The sequence below is a fragment of the Streptomyces sp. NPDC015346 genome (assembly GCF_043078785.1).
Taxonomy (GTDB): domain Bacteria; phylum Actinomycetota; class Actinomycetes; order Streptomycetales; family Streptomycetaceae; genus Streptomyces.
This window is the reverse complement of the sequence record NZ_JBIBTW010000005.1, coordinates 187,559-205,432: the sequence shown is the minus strand read 5'-3', so window position 1 is coordinate 205,432 and position 17,874 is coordinate 187,559. Positions and strand designations below refer to the sequence as shown.

Sequence of the window (17,874 nt, the reverse complement as noted above, 5' to 3'; positions counted from 1 at the left end):
TCCTGCGGGGACAAGCGGGTGGACAGGTTTTTGAGTGACGCTCAATGTGACCCACTGCTCCCGCGTACGTCAATGCTTGGATCCAGCGGCTTCACCGTTTAGAGTGTCGCTCAAACAGGAGGTGTTTTCCAGGTGCGACTGACCCCCACGGAGCGGGACCGGCTGCTGCTCTTCGGTGCCGCGGAGCTCGCCAGGGCCCGCCGGGCACGAGGCCTGCGGCTGAACGTGCCCGAGGCGACCGCCCTCATCGCGGACACGGTCTGCGAGGCGGCCCGCGACGGCAGGCGACTCGCCGAGGCCATCGCCGAGGCCCGATCCGTCCTCGGCCCGGACGACGTGCTGCCGGGTGTGGCCGACGTCGTCACCGAAGTACATGTCGAGGCCGTCTTCGACGACGGCTCGCGGCTCGCGGTCGTCTCCGACCCGATCGGGGGAGGCGGCCTGGGCGACGGCGCCCCCGGCGCCCTGCTCCCGGCCCCCGCCGACGCCGAGCAGGAGCCCGCGCTGCGCCTCAGGGTCCGCAACACCGCGACCGTCCCGGTGAGCGTCACCTCCCACTTCCACTTCTTCGAGGCCAATCCGCGTCTCGACTTCGACCGAGCCGCCGCCTACGGCATGCGCCTCGCCGTCCCCGCGGGCTCCTCGTTCCGCTTCGACCCGGGCGGCGAGGCCGAGGTCGGGCTCGTCCCGATCGGCGGCGCCCGCGTCGCCATCGGCTTCGCGGGCCTGGTCGACGGCCCGCTCGACGAGCCGGGTGCGAAGGAAGAGGCGCTGCGCAGGGCGGCGGCCTGTGGCTACCTGGGAGCCGAGTCCCCGAAGGAGGGCAACTGATGGACCCGTACGAGTACGCGTCGGTGCACGGCCCCCGTGCGGGCGACCGGGTCGTCCTCGGCGACTCCGGACTCGTCGTCCGGGTCGAGTCGGACTCCCAGAAGCCCGGGGATGAGTTCCTCGCCGGCTTCGGCAAGACCGCCCGCGACGGACTGCACCTCAAGGCCGCCGCCGTCCGTGACACCTGCGACGTCGTGATCAGCAACGTCCTGCTGATCGACGCCGTCCAGGGCATCCGCAAGGTGTCCATCGGCATCCGCGAGGGCCGCATCCACGCCATCGGCCGGGCCGGCAACCCCGACACCCTCGACGGCGTCGACGTCGTCGTCGGCACCGGCACGTCGATCGTCTCCGGCGAGGGGCTCATCGCCACCGCCGGCGCCGTCGACACCCATGTCCACCTGCTCTCGCCGCGGATCATGGAGGCCTCGCTGGCCTCCGGCGTCACCACGATCATCGGCCAGGAGTTCGGCCCCGTGTGGGGCGTCGGCGTCAACTCGCCCTGGGCCCTGAAGCACGCCTTCAACGCCTTCGACGCCTGGCCCGTCAACATCGGCTTCCTCGGCCGCGGCTCGTCCTCGGACCCCGCCCCGCTGGTCGAGGCGCTCGCCGAGGGCGGCGCGTCCGGCTTCAAGGTCCACGAGGACATGGGCGCCCACACCCGCGCCCTCGACACCGCGCTGCGGGTCGCCGAGGAGCACGACGTCCAGGTCGCCCTGCACAGCGACGGCCTGAACGAGTGCCTCTCCGTCGAGGACACCCTGCGCGTCCTGGACGGCCGGACGATCCACGCCTTCCACATCGAGGGCTGCGGCGGCGGACACGTACCCAACGTCCTGAAGATGGCGGGCGTGCCGAACGTCATCGGCTCGTCCACCAACCCCACGCTGCCCTTCGGCCGCGACGCGGTCGCCGAGCACTACGGGATGATCGTCTCCGTCCACGACCTGAAGACCGACCTGCCCGGCGACGCCGCCATGGCGCGGGACCGGATCCGGGCCGGGACGATGGGCGCGGAGGACGTCCTGCACGACCTCGGCGCGATCGGGATCACCTCCTCCGACGCGCAGGGGATGGGGAGGGCCGGCGAGACCGTACGCCGGACCTTCGCCATGGCCGGGAAGATGAAGGCCGAGCTGGGCCCGCTGGAGGGCGACGGCGCGCACGACGACAACGCGCGCGTGCTGCGCTACATGGCCAAGCTGACCATCAACCCGGCGATCGCCCACGGCCTCGCCCACGAGATCGGCTCGATCGAGGTCGGCAAGATGGCCGACATCGTGCTGTGGCGGCCCCAGTACTTCGGCGCCAAGCCCCAGATGGTGCTGAAGGCCGGCTTCCCGGCGTGGGGGGTCGTGGGCGATCCGAACGCCGCCACCGACACCTGCGAACCGCTCGTCCTCGGACCGCTGTTCGGAGCCCACGGAGCGACCCCGGCCGACATCTCCGTCGCCTTCGTCGCCCGGGCCGCCGTCGAGCTCGGCTCGGACTCGCTGCCGACCCGGCGCCGGCGCGTGGCCGTCCGCGGGACGCGGGGCATCGGCCCCGGAAACCTGCTGCTGAACTCCCGTATCGGAGACGTCTCGGTCGACGGCCGGACGGGCCTCGTGTCGCTGGACGGCGACCCGATCCGCTCCGAACCGGCCGAATCGATCTCCCTGAACCGTCTCTACTTCCTCTGAGGACACCCGAATGACCTTCCGTATGCCGCCCGAGTGGGCCCCGCACGAGCGCACGTGGATGGCCTGGCCCGGCCCCAACCCCACCTTCACCAACGAGGAGGAGCTGGCCGAGGCCCGCGCCGCGTGGGCCTCGGTGGCCCGCGCCGTACGCCGCTTCGAGCCGGTGACGATGGTGGTCGGCCCCGGCCAGCTCGACTCGGCGCGCGCCCTCCTCGGGCCGGACGTCGAGCTGGTGGAGCGCGAACTGGACGACGCCTGGATGCGGGACATCGGCCCCACCTTCGTCACGAACGGCTCCGAACTCGCCGCCGTGGACTGGGTGTTCAACGGCTGGGGTGCGCAGGACTGGGCCCGCTGGGAGCACGACTCCAAGATCGCCCGCCATGTCGCCGACCTGGCCGGCGTGCCGGTGCTGCCCTCCCCGCTCGTGAACGAGGGCGGTGCGATCCACGTCGACGGCGAGGGTACGGTCCTGCTGACCGACACCGTCCAGCTCGGCGCGGGCCGCAACCCGGAGTGGACGCGCGAGCAGGTCGAGGCCGAGATCCACGCCAAGCTCGGCACGAAGAAGGCGATCTGGCTCCCGCACGGCCTGGCGGGCGACTACGGCCTGTACGGCACCCAGGGCCACGTGGACATCGTCGCCGCCTTCGCCAAGCCCGGCGTCGTGGTGGTCCACAGCCAGCAGGACCCGGCCCACCCCGACCACGAGCGCTCGCGCCTGTACGTCGACCTCCTGCGCGGCCAGACGGACGCGAAGGGCCGCACCCTGGAGGTCGTGGAGATCCCGGCCCCGACCGTCCTGAAGGACGAGGAGGGCGACTGGGTCGACTACTCGTACATCAACCACTACCTCTGCAACGGCGGCGTGGTGCTCTGCGGCTTCGACGACCCGAACGACGAGCTCGCGGCGGGCATCTTCCGCCGGCTGTTCCCGGAGCGGATCGTGACGCTCGTGGACGCGCGGGCGATCTTCGCGGGCGGCGGCGGCATCCACTGCATCACCCAGCAGCAGCCGAAGGTCTGACCCACCCCACGGGCGGGCCGCGGGCTGTACGACAGTCCGCGGCCACGCCCCCCTACGGGAGCGTGAGGTAGAACATACGAGTGACCCGCATCAACCCCGCCGGCCCCCGGCGTCGTAACAACGCCGCCCCGCCCCGCGAGGAACTCCTGGCCGCCGCCATGGACACCATCGCCGAGCGCGGGCTCGACGGGCTGACCATGGCCGGGCTCGGGCGTGAGGTCGGGATGAGCAGCGGGCACCTGCTCTACTACTTCCGCACCAAGGACGAGCTGCTCCTGCAGACCCTGGAGTGGAGCGAGGGACGGCTCGGCGCCGAGCGCAGCGCGCTGCTCTCGCGGCCCGGGACCGCCCGCGAGCGGCTCGAAGGCTACATCGACGTCTACGTCCCCGACGGCCCCCGCGACCCCCACTGGACCCTCTGGCTGGAGGTCTGGAACCGGTCCCAGAACGCCGACGACGACGCCCGCGCCCGGCAGGCCGCCATCGAGGGCGCCTGGCACCGCGACCTGGTCGCGCTGATCGCCGAAGGCGTCTCGCGCGGGGAGTTCCGGACGGTCGACCCGGACCGGTACGCCGCCCGGATGCGCGCCCTGCTCGACGGATTCAGCGTCCATGTCGCGGTCGGCATCCCCGGCACCGGGCGCGATCAAGTCCTCGCCCACGTACGGGAGTTCGTCGCCGACACGCTGCTCCCGCGACCGTAACGCACGTAAGTACTCCTGATCGTTGCGCGCTACAGCCTTGTTACGCCCCCGTCACCTCCGGCACGGTTCGGGTCCATGGGACGAGAGCACTGGAAGAAGATCTGGGTCGGTTCGGCCGGCAACATGGTCGAGTGGTTCGACTGGTTCGTGTACGCGAGTTTCGCGACCTACTTCGCGGGGGCGTTCTTCCCCGAGGGCAATGACACCGCCAAGCTCATGAACACCGCCGGCATCTTCGCCGTCGGCTTCTTCATGCGCCCCGTCGGCGGCTGGCTGCTCGGCCGGGTCGGCGACCGCAAGGGCCGCAAGGCGGCGCTGACGCTCACCGTGACACTGATGTCCGCCTCCGCCGTGCTGATCGCCGTCGCCCCGACCTACTCCGTCGCCGGCTACGGCGGCGCCGCCGTCCTGCTGATCGCGCGCCTGCTCCAGGGCCTCTCGGTCGGCGGCGAGTACGCGGCCAGCGCCACCTACCTCACCGAGGCCTCCGCCCCGCAGCACCGCGGCTTCGCCTCCAGCTTCCAGTACGTGTCGATGACCGCGGGCCAGATCCTCGGCCTCGGCCTGCAGATCGTCCTCCAGCGCACAATGTCGTCGGAGGCGCTGCACAGCTGGGGCTGGCGCATCCCGTTCATCATCGGCGCGCTCGGCGCCGCCGTCGTCTTCTACCTGCGGCGCAACATGCTGGAGACGGAGGTGTACGAGGAGACCGCCGACGACGGTGTCGGCAGCGGCGAGAAGGGCACGATGAAGGCGCTGTGGGCGCACCGGCGCGAGGCCTTCCTCGTCATCGCGCTCACCATGGGCGGGACCGTGGCGTACTACACGTACACCACCTATCTGACGAAGTACCTCTCCAACTCCGCCGGACTGCCGAAGCAGACCGCGACCCTGGTCTCCTTCTGCGCGCTGATCGTCTTCGCCTGCCTGCAGCCGCTCGCGGGCCGGCTGTCCGACCGCATCGGACGCCGCCCGCTCCTGATCACCTTCGCGGTCGGCTCCACCTTCCTCACCGTGCCGATCATGACGATGCTCCAACACGCGGGCTCGTTCTGGCCGGCGCTCGGCCTGTCGCTCCTCGCGCTGGTCGTCATCACCGGCTACACGTCGATCAACGCCTGCGTGAAGGCGGAGCTCTTCCCGACCGGCATCCGCGCGCTGGGTGTGGCGCTCCCGTACGCCATCGCCAACGCGCTCTTCGGCGGCACGGCGGAGTACGTGGCGCTGTGGTTCAAGGACTCCGGGATCGAGTCCGGCTACTACTGGTACGTGGCCGGATGCGCGGCCGTCTCCCTGGTCGTCTACCTCTCGATGCGCGAGACCCGGGACATCGACCTGGGCCGGGTGGGGCGGCCGGCGGCGGAGAAGGAGCCCCGCGTCAAGGAGGGCGTGAGCCAGGTCTGACCAGGGCGGGCGCGTGGGGGGCCGCGTGGGGGGCCGCGCTTACCGAGGGGCGTTCTCCAGCCGCTCGCGGAGCTTCTTCAGGACGCCCGTCGCACGCTCGGTCAGTCGCGCCGGGACGCTGCCGCCGGCGGCCTCGTCGTAGTCGAGGACAGAGAGCGTGATCGCGCCGGAGCGGCCCGTGTACACCACGTACGGGTAGTCCGTCCGCGCCCCCTCGGAGTCGGCGACCTGCCGGCCGTCCTCGGCGACGATCTCGTCGAACCCCGTCACCGAGGGCGCCGTCGCCTGCCGCACCCCGGCGAACCTGACCTTGCCGCTGCGCTGCTCCGGGCAGCGCCGGGTGCCGCTCTCGACGTCGTTCACATAGGACTCCGCCGTCGCCGCGTCCCTGAACACCCGGACCTCCGTGAAGCCGCTCAGGCCGGTCGTCGGGTGCGTGACCCAGCGCCTGATCGCCGCCAGGGTGCCGGCCCGGCTGCTCTGGTCGTACAGCTCGCAGGTGCTCCTCACATCCCACTCGGGCGCCGGGTCGATCTCGTACGGGTCGGAGCGCTTGTAGCCGGAGCCCCAGTCGGGAGCGTCCATGGCGACCGCGGCCGCGAGCGCGCGGGCCTCGGTGCGGGCGGGTTCGTCGTTCGCCGGACCCGAGACGGCCGGGGACGCGGTCGCCGCCGCCCCGCCGTCGTCGTCACCGCCGCGCAGCAGCGCGACCAGCGCCACCGCCAGGCCCAGGGCGACGACCACGCCGGCCCCGGCGATCGCGAGCGTGCGGCGGCGCCGGCCGCCCGGGGGAGAGGGCTCCGGCGCACCGGGAACACCGCCGCCACCCGAATCCGACCCCGCCCCCGACCCGGATCCGTACCCCGGGCCGGAGTCGCGATCGGAGCCGCCGCCCGGCTCCGGGCCCGGCTCGCCGCCGGATGGTGGTTCGAGCGGTCCGCGAGGTGGTCCCGTCGGTGGGCCGGAAGGGGGGCGAGTGCTCATACAGGGACGCCTACCACCGGAGCCCCGCCCGCATCCTGAGACCGCGGTCCCGTCACCCGTACAGATGTGGCAGACTTCCGGCGTGCCTGCTACCACGATGATTACCGGCAGCAGCGTGCCGGTCCGCAGTGACCGCTGACCCGCGACTCGACCCCCGCGGCAGTGGACACCGTGCCCCAGACCCGCGCGCAGACCTCTCGCACCCGCGAGAGGTTTTTTCGTTTTCCGGCCCCACCACCGCCGGAAACGGACGACGCGTGAGAATGGGGGCAAGTGGATCCAGACCTTCCGGAGCCACATCCGACAGGAGCCATCACAGCCATGACCACGGAGACCGACGAGAGCCCGCGCCCGCGCCTCGACGACAGCTTCCATGTCTTCGACACGACGCTGCGCGACGGGGCGCAGCGCGAAGGCATCAACCTCACCGTCGCCGACAAGCTGACGATCGCGCGGCACCTCGACGAGTTCGGAGTGGGGTTCATCGAGGGCGGCTGGCCCGGTGCCAACCCGCGTGACACGGAGTTCTTCGCCCGTGCCCGGCAGGAGATCTCCTTCAAGAACGCGCAGCTCGTCGCGTTCGGCGCGACCCGCAGGGCGGGCGGCAACGCGGCCGACGACCCGCAGGTCAAGGCGCTCCTCGACTCCGGCGCCCCGGTCGTCACGCTGGTGGCCAAGTCCCACGACCGGCACGTCGAGCTGGCCCTGCGCACCACCCTGGACGAGAACCTGGAGATGGTCCGCGACACCGTCTCCTACCTGCGGTCCCAGGGCCGCCGGGTCTTCGTCGACTGCGAGCACTTCTTCGACGGCTACAAGGCCAACCCGCAGTACGCCAAGGACGTCGTCCGCGCCGCCGCCGAGGCCGGCGCCGACGTCGTGATCCTCTGCGACACCAACGGCGGCATGCTCCCCGCCCAGATCCAGGCCGTCGTCGCCACCGTCATCGCCGACACCGGCGCCCGGCTCGGCATCCACGCCCAGGACGACACCGGCTGCGCGGTCGCCAACACCCTGGCCGCCGTCGACGCGGGCGCCACCCACGTCCAGTGCACCGCCAACGGCTACGGCGAGCGGGTCGGCAACGCCAACCTCTTCCCGGTCGTCGCGGCGCTGGAACTCAAGTACGGCAAGAAGGTGCTGCCCGAGGGCGCCCTCGCCGAGATGACCCGCATCTCGCACGCGATCGCCGAGGTCGTCAACCTGACGCCCTCCACCCACCAGCCGTACGTGGGCGTCTCCGCCTTCGCCCACAAGGCCGGACTGCACGCCTCCGCGATCAAGGTCGACCCCGACCTCTACCAGCACATCGACCCCGAGCTGGTCGGCAACACCATGCGGATGCTCGTCTCCGACATGGCCGGGCGCGCCTCCATCGAGCTCAAGGGCAAGGAGCTCGGCGTCGACCTCGGCGGCGACCGCGCCCTGATCGCACGGGTCGTCGAGCGGGTCAAGGAGCGCGAGCTCCAGGGCTACACGTACGAAGCAGCCGACGCCTCCTTCGAACTGCTGCTGCGCGAGGAGGCCGAGGGGCGCCCGCGCCGCTACTTCCGTACGGAGTCCTGGCGCGCGATCGTCGAGGACCGGCCCGACGGCACCCACGCCAACGAGGCGACCGTGAAGCTCTGGGCCAAGGGCGAGCGGATCGTCGCGACGGCCGAGGGCAACGGCCCGGTCAACGCCCTCGACCGGGCGATGCGGGTGGGCCTGGAGCGGATCTACCCGCAGCTGGCCAAGTTCGAGCTGGTGGACTACAAGGTCCGGATCCTGGAAGGCCGCCACGGCACGGAGTCCACGACCCGCGTCCTGATCACCACCAGCGACGGCAACGCCGAGTGGTCGACGGTCGGCGTCGGCGAGAACGTGATCGCCGCCTCCTGGCAGGCGCTGGAGGACGCCTACACCTTCGGGCTGCTGCGGGTGGGAATCGACCCCGCCGAGTAGACCGAACAGCGCTCTACTCCGTTCGGGTAGTTTTACGCCATTTCGGGTAGTTTCGAGGTATGAGGACCCGGCCCTTTTACCTTCTGTCGGCCCTCACGGGGCTGATATTGACGCTGCTCCTCGCCCTGGCCCCGTCCGCGGGAGCCAGGGCGGGGATCCCCGACGTGGCCGCGGCCCTGAAACAGGGGCCGGTGTACGTCGATCCGGGCGCCGCCGATCAGCTGTCGAAGGCCGACGCGGACGCCCTCGCCCAGAAGATCAAGGATGCGGACAAGCCGCTCTTCGTCGCCGTCCTGCCCGCGACCGCGGAGTATCCGCCCGAGAACCTGCTGCGCAATCTGCGGACCCAGACCGGCGTGACCGGGCTCTACGCGGTCCGGCTCGGTGACGGCTTCGACGCCGCCGCCGACCGCTCCGTGATGTCCGCGAACGCCGTGGACAACCTGGTGACCTCGGTGCGCCAGCCCGGCGTCGACGCCAGGACCGAACTGAACAACTTCGTCGACCAGGCCCTGCCCACCCTGCGCGGCTCCGCCCCCGCCTCCTGGGGAACCGTCGGCGGCGACAGCGGTGTCCCGGTCGGCGGGCTGATCACACTCGGCGCGGTCGCGGCCGCCGGAGGCGCCGGCGCGTACGCGGTCGTCCGCCGCAACCGGCTCCGCAAGGAGGCCGAGGAGCGCGAGGCCCTGGAGAAGCTGCGGGTCGTCGTCGACGAGGACATCACCGCCTTCGGCGAGGAGCTCGAACGCCTCGACTTCCACCCGGCCGAGCCCCGCGCCGACGACGCCATGCGCGCCGACTACGAACGCGCGCTGGACTCCTACGACAAGGCCAAGTCCCTGATGGGCTCGGCGACGCATCCGCACGACGTCAAGGCGGTGACCCAGGCGCTGGAGGACGGCCGCTGGTCCCTCGCCGTCCTGGCCGCCCGCCGCGAGTCGCGTCCCCTGCCGGAGCGCCGCCCGCCCTGCTTCTTCGACCCGCGCCACGGCCCGGCGACCACGGACCGCAGCTGGACCCCGGCGGGTGGCGCCACCCGCGAGGTCCCCGTCTGCGCCGCCGACGCCACCCGCCTGGACGAGGGCCGGGACCCGATGGCCCGCACCGTGGACACGGTCGACGGCCGCCGCCCGTACTGGGAGGCGGGACCCGCCTACGGCCCCTGGGCCGGCGGCTACTTCGGCGGCGGCATGCTCCCCGGGCTGCTCGTCGGCACCATGCTCGGCTCGATGCTCGCCACCCCGGCCTACGCCTCCGAGTACGGCGGCGGAGAGTTCGAGGGCGGCGACTTCTCCGGAGGCGAGTTCAGCTCCGGTGACTTCGGGTCGGGCGACTTCGGCGGCGGGGGCGGCGGCTTCGGAGACTTCGGCGGAGGCGGCGGCGACTTCGGCGGCGGGTTCTAGAGCCTGAGCCCCCGCCGTTCTCGGCTCACACCAGGGGCTTCACCGACATCAGGAGGTGCCGGTACGTCTCTCCCTCCCCGTCCGTGAGGAGGGCGCGCTGCCCCGGGCCGAGCAGGTGGAAGGCGACGGCGCCGGTGGTGAAGGAGCCGAGCGCGTCCAGGAGATAGCCCGGGTTGAATGCGACCGTCATCGACTCCGCCCCCGTCAGGGTCGCCGCCAGCCGCTGGGAGGCCACGTCGTCCTCGTACCCGGCCTGGAGATGGACGGCGTCGCCGGTGAAGGCCAGCTGCACCGGGCTGTCGCCCTCCGCGACCACGGCGACCCGCTTTACTGCCTCGACCAGCGGGGCCCGCTCCGTCACGGCGACCGCGTGCTCGCCGAGCGCGAAGAGCTTGTCGTGACGGGGAAGCCGCCCGTCGAGCAGCCGGGTGGTGGTGCGCACGCCGTCGCTCTCGAAGCCGATCGAGCCCCCGTCCAGCGCCAGCCGGACCGGCCCCGCGCCGGAGAGGGACCGGGCGATCTCGGTCAGCCGCCGGGCCGGGACCACGACGTCGATGCCCTCCGCCGCCTCTGAGCCCTCCTCCGCCTCCGGCTTCCACTCCAGCGTCCGGACCGCGTAGCGGTAGCGGTCGGTCGCGGCCAGCGTCATCGTCGTACCGTCCAGTGCCAGCCGTACCCCGGTCAGGACCGGAAGCGAGTCGTCCCGGCCGGCCGCCACCGCCACCTGCCCGACCGCCGCCGCGAAGGCCGCCGCGTCCACCACACCCCGGAAGGCCGGCAGCCCCGGCTGCGCCGGATAGTCGTCCAGCGGCAGCAGAGAGAGCCCGAACCGGGCGTCACCGCCCGTCACCGACAGCCGCGCCCCCTCCACCCCGCACGCCACCCGACCGCCGGGCAGCACCTTGCAGATGTCGAGCAGCCGCCGCCCGAGGACGAGCGCCCGGCCCTCCCGTACGGTGTCCGCCTCGACCTCGATGCGCGCCGATGCTTCGTAGTCGAGGCCGGAGACGCGCAGCCGGCCGTCCCTCGCCTCCAGGAGCAGCCCGCCGAGCACCGGCACCGGCGACCTGGCGGGCAGCACCCGGGCCGCCCAGGCCACCGCTTCGGTCAACACACCGCTGTCGATACGGAATTCCATGGGCCCGACGCTAGCGGCCCCCACTGACAACGGCGTCGACCAGCAATTCCAGCCTCCCCTCGGCGAGGTCGGGGCGGAGCCGGTCGGTCCGGTCGAGGGTGGCGAGCCCGTGCAGGGCGCTCCATGTGAGTTCGGCGAGGGTGTCGGTGTCGCGCCCGCCCGCGAGCGGCCCGACGGTCAGAAGGAACTCGGCGAAGGCGGTCCTCAGGGCCTCCGGGGTGTTCTCGGTGGCGAACTCGAGCGCGCTGCGCCGCACGAACATCGCCTCGTAGAGGGCGGGATGGGCCCCGGCGAAGTCGAGGTAGGCGTCGGCGAGGGCCGCGAGCGCGGCGGCCGGATCGGCGCCGGCGCCGGTGCGTGCGGCGCGCAGGGCCCCGGTCAGCTCCTCGAAGCCGTCCGTGGCCACCGCGGCGACGATCGCGTCCTTGCCCTTGAAGTGGCTGTAGAGGACGGGCTGGCTGTAGGCGACGGCCTCGGAGAGGCGCCGGGTGGTGACGGCCGCCCAGCCCTCGGCCTCGGCCAGTTCACGAGCGGCCTTGACGATCAGTCGGTGGCGGTCGGCTCGTTCGCGCTCTCGGCGCTGCTGCTGTACGGACATGAAAGAACGCTAGCACCGCTAGACAAGAGAGCGAGGCTAGGTCTAGCGTTGCTATCAGTCCTAGCGCCGCTAGGCCGCTTCCGAAGGGGTTCCCGTGTCCGTGCAGCCCGTGCAGTCCGTGCCGTCCGCGAAGTCGTCGAACGCCCACCGTGCCGCCACCGTCCTGTCCGTGCTCGGCGGCCTCGCCTGCTTCTGGTTCGGCCTGACCTTCCTGCTGACCCCCGAGACCGCGGCCTCCGGCTTCGGCATCCCCTCCTGGCCCGACGGGCAGGCAGCCGGCTACTTCGGCGTCAAGGCGGCCCGCGACTTCGCCAACGGGGCCGTCATCCTCACTCTGTTGGCCCTCGGACGCCGCCGCTCGCTCGCGTGGGTGATGGCGCTCGTCGCGATCGTTCCGTTCGGCGACGCGATCGCCGTGCTCACCCACGGCGGCACATACGCGGCCGCCCTCGGCATCCACGCGGCCACCGGTGTGGTCGTCCTGCTGACCGCCGGTCTCCTGTTCCTCACCAGCGGCCGGGAGGCCGCCCGCGGATCCGCGGGCTCCTGATCGTTCTGCGGCCCGGCCGATCCCGGCCCGCACGCCGAGCGCCCGCCCTTCCGCTGTGGCGGAGGGCGGGCGCGCTCGTTGTCGCAGGCCCCGGAGGGGCCGGTGACGCCGGGATCGGTCAGGCGGCGTTCTTGATGGCGGAGATGTCGAAGGTCAGCTTCACCTTGTCGCTGACCATGACACCGCCGGTCTCCAGCGCCGCGTTCCACTTCAGGCCCCAGTCGGACCGCAGGATCTCGGCCGAGCCCTCGAAGCCGACGCGCTCGTTGCCGTAGACGTCGGTGGCCGCGCCGTTGAACTCCAGGTCGATGGAGAGCGGGCGGGTGACGTCCTTGATGGTGAGGTCGCCGGTGATCCGGTAGGTGTCCCCGCCGAGCCGCGCGGCCTCCGTGGAGCGGAAGGTCATCAGCGGGAACTGCTCGGCGTCGAAGAAGTCGCCGCTGCGCAGGTGGCCGTCGCGGTCCGCGATGCCGGTGTCGATGGAGGCGATCTTGACGTCGATCGACGCGGTGGAGGCGGCCGGGTTCGCGCCGTCCAGGCTCAGCGTGCCCTCGTGCTCGGCGAACGTGCCGCGGACGTTGGTGACCATGGCGTGACGGACGGTGAAGCCGATGCTGCTGTGGGCCGGGTCGATGGTGTAGTCGCCGGTCAGCGCGGCCAGGGCCGGGTCGACGGGGAGGGTGGCGACGGCGGTGGCGGCGGTGGTCTCGTTCTTGCGGCCGAAGATGCCCATGACGTGCTCCTTGGGGGACGAAGCGGGAGGTTCACCGGATGTTGTTGAACCTTCAACAAGAACGACGATAACCCCGTTCCGTTCAATATTCAACATCTCGCCGAGATGTTCACCCGGAAGACCCCGAGGCCCTCTGGCGGACGCGCGTAGAGCTACGGCACGATCTCCTTGCTCACCCAGCACGGTCTGCTCCACCTGCACCGCCGTCCCACCCGTCACGGTCATCAGCAGGAGGCACTCCAGATGAAGCTCCGCATGAAGCTCCGCTCGGTCCTCACCGCCTTCGCCCTCGTCCTCGGCGCACTCTTCGCCCCCGGCGTCGGCGTCCTCACCGGCGCCACCGACGCCCACGCGGTCACCAAGATCAGCCACGCCACCGCGACCTCGATGTTCCGCAGCTCCGGGATCACCTGGTCCTCGTCCGGCGGCTGCTCCGACCGCAACAACCCGACCTGTACCTCCTTCGAGCAGCTCAACCTCGCCACGGCGAAGGGCGCCCAGACCCTCAAGAGCGCCAGCGGCTGCGCCCTCAACATCACCGGCGGCACCGAGACCGGCCACGCGGGCGGCACGTACTCGCACTGGAACGGCTACAAGCTCGACTACAGCAAGTACACGTGCGTCGGGAACTACATCAAGAACACCTTCACCTACATCGGCCCGCGCGGTGACGGCGCCCCGCAGTGGAAGTCCGGCTCCGGCAACATCTACGCCGACGAGGGCAACCACTGGGACGTGACGTACTACAACTGCGGCGGCTGCTGACCGGTCGTTCCCGCACCCAAAGCCCTTCCGCACCCCGAAGACCTTCCCGCACCAAGAAGCCCCTTCGGCGGTCACTTGGACTAACCGAAGGGGGTTCTTGGACTGGAGGGGCCGCCCTCGGGCGATCTCGTTGACGGTGCCCCGGGGGCAGGGCCAACTAGTGCGCATGTCCCTCCCCAGCTCACGCAGACTCCGTGCGGTCGGTGCGCTCGCGGCCGCCTCAGCCACCCTGCTCGCCCTCTCCGGACCGTCCCTCGCCGAGGCCGCCCCGCGCGCCGCCGCCGCTCAGGAGACCGGCGCCGTCATCGGCTCCGAGCAGCTCTCCGTCGCCGTCGCCGAGGACTTCCCGCGCGTCCTTTCGTACACCGACCGGGCCGGCGGCGCCCGCCTCCTCGGCAGTACGGCCCCGGTCACGCAGGTCGTCCTCAACGGCGCCGGGTACGCCGTCCAGGCCAAGGGCGCCCCCGTCCTGACCGCCACCAGCGCCGCGTACACCCTGACCTTCCCCGCTCTGCCCGGGGTCGAGATCGACGCGACCCTCAGCGTCAGCGGCCGGGCGGTGACCTTCAAGGTCACCGCCGTCCGTGACACCGAGGCTTTCCGCGTCGGGACGCTCGACATACCCGGCCACGACCTCGTCTCCGTCGGATCCGCCGACGGCGGCGCCGAGACCGCCTTCACCCGGCTCGACCCCGACTCCACCCGGACCGCCGACGTCTTCGCCCGGATCACCGACGCCACCCCGGCCGAGAGCGCCCCCGTCGGCGCGAGCTACGCGATCGTCAACACCGGGGCCCTCGCCGCCGCCGTCGAGTCCAACTCCAGCTACGACAAGCCCTCCGGCGCCTCCGCCCGCGACGGCGCCCGCTTCTGGCACCAGGCCCGCAAGAGCGGCACCGAGACCCGGGTCGGCGTCTGGTCCGGCCAGTGGACCTACCGCGGGGCCGGAGCCCCCGCCCCCGAGAGCGGCGAGAACCTCCCCTGGGCCAAGGTCGTCGTCACCCCCGACGCCAACGCCGACGGGAAGACCGACTGGCAAGACGGCGCCCTCGCCTTCCGCACCATCGGGATCAAGGCGCCGGGCTTTGACCAGACCCCCGGCCGGGTCATCGCCCACATCCCGTTCAACTTCGCCAGCAACGCCACCCACCCCTTCCTGCGCACCCTCGACGACATCAAGCGGATCTCGCTCGCCACCGACGGACTCGGCCAGTTCGCCCTGCTCAAGGGGTACGGCTCCGAGGGCCACGACTCCGCCCACCCCGACTACGGCGGCAACTACAACAAGCGCGCCGGCGGGCTCGCCGACCTCAACACCCTCCTCAGGGAAGGCAAGAAGTGGGGCGCCGGCTTCGGCGTCCACGTCAACGCCACCGAGTCGTACCCCGAGGCGAAGAACTTCAGCGAGACCCTCGTCGACAAGACCAAGCCCGGGTGGAACTGGCTCAACCAGAGCTACTACATCGACCAGCGCCGGGACATCAACAGCGGCGACCTCGCCCGCCGCTTCCAGCAGCTGCGCGACGAGACCGACCCGAACCTGTCCATGCTCTACATCGACGTCTACTACACGCACGGCTGGATCGCCGACAAGACGGCGCAGGCCGTCCAGTCGCAGGGCTGGAACATCGCCACCGAGTGGTCGGAGAAGTTCGAGCGCGCCTCGCTCTGGTCCCACTGGGCCAACGACCTCGACTACGGCGGCGCCACCAACAAGGGCCTCAACTCCCAGATCATCCGCTTCATCCGCAACGGCGAGAAGGACATCTGGAACAACCACCCGGTCCTCGGCCAGACCGCCCTCGAGGACTTCGAGGGCTGGACCGGCGAGACCGACTGGAACCACTTCTACGCCAACATCTGGCAGAAGAACCTGCCCGCCAAGTACCTCCAGCAGCAGAAGATCACCCGCTGGAACGGCAACGACCTCACCTTCACCGGCGGCGTCCGCGGCACCGTCGAGAACGGCCGCCGCACCTTCTACGAGAACGGCCGCAAGGTCCTCGACGGCGAGAACTACCTGCTCCCCTGGGACGGCGGGAAGAAGCTCTACCACTACAACAAGACCGGCGGGAAGACCACGTGGGCGGTCCCGGGCACCGGCTCGTACTCCGTCCACAGACTCACCGACAACGGCCGGGTGAAGACCGGGACCGTGCGGCCCGTGGGCGGCAGGATCACCCTCGACGCCGTCGCCGGACAGCCCTACGTCCTCCACCCCGACCCGGCCCCCGAGCCGCGTGACCCGCGCTGGGGCGAGGGCACCCCGGTCAAGGACCCCGGCTTCAACGACAGCCGGCTCGCCGCCTGGACCAAGGCCGGCACCGTCGTCCGCGACACCGACACGCAGGGCCGCAACAGCGCGAAGCTCACCGGCTCCGCCACCGCCTCCCTCACCCAGCAGATCACCGGCCTCACCCCCGGCACGCGCTACACCGCCTCCGCCCTGATCGAGATCGAGCCCGGGAAGACCCGCCCGACCACCCTCTCGGTCGGCGGCAGGTCCGTCACCGTCGAACGCTCCACGCTGGAGGACCGGGTCGCGGCCTCCGACTGGAACGGCACCCGGTTCCAGCGCGCCAAGGTGAACTTCACCGCGCCCGGCAGCGGCACCGTCACCCTGAAGATCCAGGCGGCGGCCGGCAGCACCGCCACCGTCCGGACCGACGACGTCCGGATCGTCGCCAACGCCCCCGCCGGCAAGACCGGCGCGGCGGTGTACGAGGACTTCGAGGCCGTGGACCAGGGCTGGGGCCCCTTCCTCAAGGGCGACTCCGGCGGTACGACCGACCCGCGCACCCACATCGCCCAGCTGCACGCCCCGTACACCCAGGCCGGCTGGAACGGAAAGCTCGTCGACGACGTCATCGGCGGCGCCGAGTCGCTGAAGTCGCACGACGAGAACAGCGGCCTGGTCTACCGGACCGCCCCCTGGACGGTCCCGATGAAGGACGGGCACAGCTACCGCGTCACGTACGACTACCAGTCCAGCCACGCCGGGGCCTACGAGTGGGTCACCGGATACGACCGCAGGGGCGCGGCCGGCGGCTCCGTCGAGACCCGGCGCACCCCGATCGGCCAGCAGCGGACCACCGGCCACTTCTCCGAGACGGTGACCGCCGGGTGCGGCGACACCTGGACCGGGCTGCGGAAGCGTGGCGACGCCCCCGACGGCGCCGACTTCGTCCTCGACTCCTTCACCGTCACCGACCTGGGCCCGGCCGCCGAGAAGGCCGCCTGCGGCACGCTCTCGGTCACCGCCCCCGACACCCTGGAGCCCGGCCGCCCGAACGAGGTCACGGCCACCTTCACCAACGACGAGGCGAGCGCGGTCGGCTCGGTCCGCGCGGCCCTCACGCTCCCCGAGGGCTGGACCGCGGAGCCGGCCGCCCCGATCGCCTTCGAGACGGTCGCCGCCGGGGCCAGGGCCACCGCCACCTGGAAGGTGACACCGCCGGTGGACGCGGCCTACCAGGCGTACCCGCTGGGCTCCACCGTCACGTACACCGTCGGGGGAGAGCCCCGGCGGCTGACCGCCGCCACCTCCGTACGGACGCTGCCCCCGCCGCCCGTCACGGACAGCTGGGCGAGCGACCTGGACTGGACCTCCGCCGCCAACGGCTGGGGACCGGTCGAGCGCGACCTCTCCAACGGCGAGACGGGCACCGGCGACGGCGGCCCCCTGCGGATCGGCGGAGTGACGTACGCGAAGGGCCTGGGCACCCACGCCCCGGCCAAGGTCCGCTACTACCTGGGCGGCCGGTGCACCTCGCTCACCGCCGAGGTCGGCGTGGACGACGTCCAGACCACGCGCGGGACCGTGCGGTTCAGCGTCCTGGCCGACGGTACGGAGAAGGCGAAGTCGCCGGTCCTCAAGGCGACGGACGCGCCCTGGTCGCTGACCGCCGACCTCACCGGGGCCTCCTACGTCGACCTGGTGGTCGGCGACGGCGGAGACGGGAACGGCAACGACCATGCCGATTGGGGGAACGCCCGCTTCCACTGCGGAGGCTGATCGCGTGGAAAGCGCTTTCGATGGATCGTGTCCTACCCATTGATCGCGATGGAAAGCGCGTGCTACACCGGGCGCCAACCGGTCTACACCACTTCC

The 17,874-nt window shown here is 71.7% G+C and carries 14 protein-coding genes; 10 read left to right on the top strand and 4 right to left on the bottom strand.

The window, feature by feature from the left end; translation table 11 throughout:
• Nucleotides 1-132: 132 nt before the first annotated feature.
• From ureA to ACF06X_RS19970, 5 genes are all read left to right on the top strand, one after another.
• Nucleotides 133-831, top strand: a complete 699-nt coding sequence (gene ureA / locus ACF06X_RS19990; RefSeq protein ID WP_392288594.1) for an urease subunit gamma — start codon at nucleotides 133-135, stop codon at nucleotides 829-831.
• Nucleotides 831-2,513 (top strand): urease subunit alpha, encoded by a 1,683-nt coding sequence (locus ACF06X_RS19985; protein ID WP_392288593.1) that lies wholly within the window; start codon nucleotides 831-833, stop codon nucleotides 2,511-2,513. Before ureA ends, ACF06X_RS19985 begins: the two co-directional genes overlap by 1 nt.
• Before the next feature lie 10 nt (nucleotides 2,514-2,523).
• Nucleotides 2,524-3,540: an agmatine/peptidylarginine deiminase gene (locus tag ACF06X_RS19980; protein ID WP_392288592.1), complete on the top strand. Its 1,017-nt coding sequence runs from the start codon at nucleotides 2,524-2,526 to the stop codon at nucleotides 3,538-3,540.
• Between the two features lie 89 nt (nucleotides 3,541-3,629).
• Complete coding sequence (locus tag ACF06X_RS19975; RefSeq protein ID WP_392289024.1) at nucleotides 3,630-4,244, top strand: TetR/AcrR family transcriptional regulator; 615 nt, start codon at nucleotides 3,630-3,632, stop codon at nucleotides 4,242-4,244.
• Between the two features lie 75 nt (nucleotides 4,245-4,319).
• A complete protein-coding gene (locus ACF06X_RS19970; protein ID WP_392288591.1) occupies nucleotides 4,320-5,648 on the top strand; it encodes an MFS transporter in 1,329 nt (442 codons plus the stop codon).
• A gap of 39 nt (nucleotides 5,649-5,687) precedes the next feature.
• Here the strand turns inward: ACF06X_RS19970 and ACF06X_RS19965 are convergent, their stop codons facing one another.
• Nucleotides 5,688-6,392 carry a hypothetical protein gene (locus tag ACF06X_RS19965; RefSeq protein ID WP_392288590.1) on the bottom strand — a complete coding sequence of 235 codons (705 nt, stop codon included), beginning with the start codon at nucleotides 6,390-6,392 and terminating at the stop codon, nucleotides 5,688-5,690.
• Nucleotides 6,393-6,953: 561 nt separating this feature from the next.
• Between ACF06X_RS19965 and cimA the strand changes: the two genes are divergently transcribed.
• Nucleotides 6,954-8,576 carry a citramalate synthase gene (gene cimA, locus ACF06X_RS19960; protein ID WP_392288589.1) on the top strand — a complete coding sequence of 541 codons (1,623 nt, stop codon included), beginning with the start codon at nucleotides 6,954-6,956 and terminating at the stop codon, nucleotides 8,574-8,576.
• A 59-nt stretch (nucleotides 8,577-8,635) separates the two neighbouring features.
• Entirely contained in the window at nucleotides 8,636-9,979 is a 1,344-nt protein-coding gene (locus ACF06X_RS19955; protein ID WP_392288588.1) for a hypothetical protein, read from the top strand.
• A gap of 25 nt (nucleotides 9,980-10,004) precedes the next feature.
• On the opposite strand, the gene dnaN is transcribed toward ACF06X_RS19955, so the two are convergent.
• Together dnaN and ACF06X_RS19945 are read right to left on the bottom strand one after the other, a co-directional pair.
• Nucleotides 10,005-11,117, bottom strand: coding sequence for a DNA polymerase III subunit beta (dnaN, locus tag ACF06X_RS19950; RefSeq protein ID WP_392288587.1), 1,113 nt, complete (start codon nucleotides 11,115-11,117; stop codon nucleotides 10,005-10,007).
• Nucleotides 11,118-11,127: 10 nt separating this feature from the next.
• Nucleotides 11,128-11,715, bottom strand: a complete 588-nt coding sequence (locus tag ACF06X_RS19945) for a TetR/AcrR family transcriptional regulator (RefSeq protein WP_392288586.1) — start codon at nucleotides 11,713-11,715, stop codon at nucleotides 11,128-11,130.
• 94 nt (nucleotides 11,716-11,809) lie between these two features.
• On the opposite strand from ACF06X_RS19945, the gene ACF06X_RS19940 reads away from it, so the two are divergent.
• Nucleotides 11,810-12,265, top strand: a complete 456-nt coding sequence (locus tag ACF06X_RS19940; protein WP_392288585.1) for a DUF4267 domain-containing protein — start codon at nucleotides 11,810-11,812, stop codon at nucleotides 12,263-12,265.
• Between the two features lie 118 nt (nucleotides 12,266-12,383).
• Here ACF06X_RS19940 and ACF06X_RS19935 read toward each other — a convergent pair whose 3' ends face one another.
• Nucleotides 12,384-12,998, bottom strand: coding sequence for a YceI family protein (locus ACF06X_RS19935; protein ID WP_392288584.1), 615 nt, complete (start codon nucleotides 12,996-12,998; stop codon nucleotides 12,384-12,386).
• A 243-nt stretch (nucleotides 12,999-13,241) separates the two neighbouring features.
• Between ACF06X_RS19935 and ACF06X_RS19930 the strand changes: the two genes are divergently transcribed.
• Nucleotides 13,242-13,763, top strand: a complete 522-nt coding sequence (locus ACF06X_RS19930) for a hypothetical protein (RefSeq protein ID WP_392288583.1) — start codon at nucleotides 13,242-13,244, stop codon at nucleotides 13,761-13,763.
• A gap of 166 nt (nucleotides 13,764-13,929) precedes the next feature.
• Nucleotides 13,930-17,778, top strand: a complete 3,849-nt coding sequence (locus ACF06X_RS19925; protein WP_392288582.1) for an endo-alpha-N-acetylgalactosaminidase family protein — start codon at nucleotides 13,930-13,932, stop codon at nucleotides 17,776-17,778.
• Nucleotides 17,779-17,874: the final 96 nt, after the last annotated feature.

Excerpts from the sequence above, each read along its gene's own strand:
- ACF06X_RS19985 (WP_392288593.1), top strand. The coding sequence starts at position 831 with ATGGACCCGTACGAGTACGCGTCGGTGCACGGCCCCCGTGCGGGCGAC.
- ACF06X_RS19980 (WP_392288592.1), top strand. The coding sequence starts at position 2,524 with ATGACCTTCCGTATGCCGCCCGAGTGGGCCCCGCACGAGCGCACGTGG.
- ACF06X_RS19970 (WP_392288591.1), top strand. The coding sequence starts at position 4,320 with ATGGGACGAGAGCACTGGAAGAAGATCTGGGTCGGTTCGGCCGGCAAC.
- cimA (WP_392288589.1), top strand. The coding sequence starts at position 6,954 with ATGACCACGGAGACCGACGAGAGCCCGCGCCCGCGCCTCGACGACAGC.
- ACF06X_RS19955 (WP_392288588.1), top strand. The coding sequence starts at position 8,636 with ATGAGGACCCGGCCCTTTTACCTTCTGTCGGCCCTCACGGGGCTGATA.
- dnaN (WP_392288587.1), bottom strand. The coding sequence starts at position 11,117 with ATGGAATTCCGTATCGACAGCGGTGTGTTGACCGAAGCGGTGGCCTGG.
- ACF06X_RS19945 (WP_392288586.1), bottom strand. The coding sequence starts at position 11,715 with ATGTCCGTACAGCAGCAGCGCCGAGAGCGCGAACGAGCCGACCGCCAC.
- ACF06X_RS19935 (WP_392288584.1), bottom strand. The coding sequence starts at position 12,998 with ATGGGCATCTTCGGCCGCAAGAACGAGACCACCGCCGCCACCGCCGTC.
- ACF06X_RS19930 (WP_392288583.1), top strand. The coding sequence starts at position 13,242 with ATGAAGCTCCGCATGAAGCTCCGCTCGGTCCTCACCGCCTTCGCCCTC.
- ACF06X_RS19925 (WP_392288582.1), top strand. The coding sequence starts at position 13,930 with ATGTCCCTCCCCAGCTCACGCAGACTCCGTGCGGTCGGTGCGCTCGCG.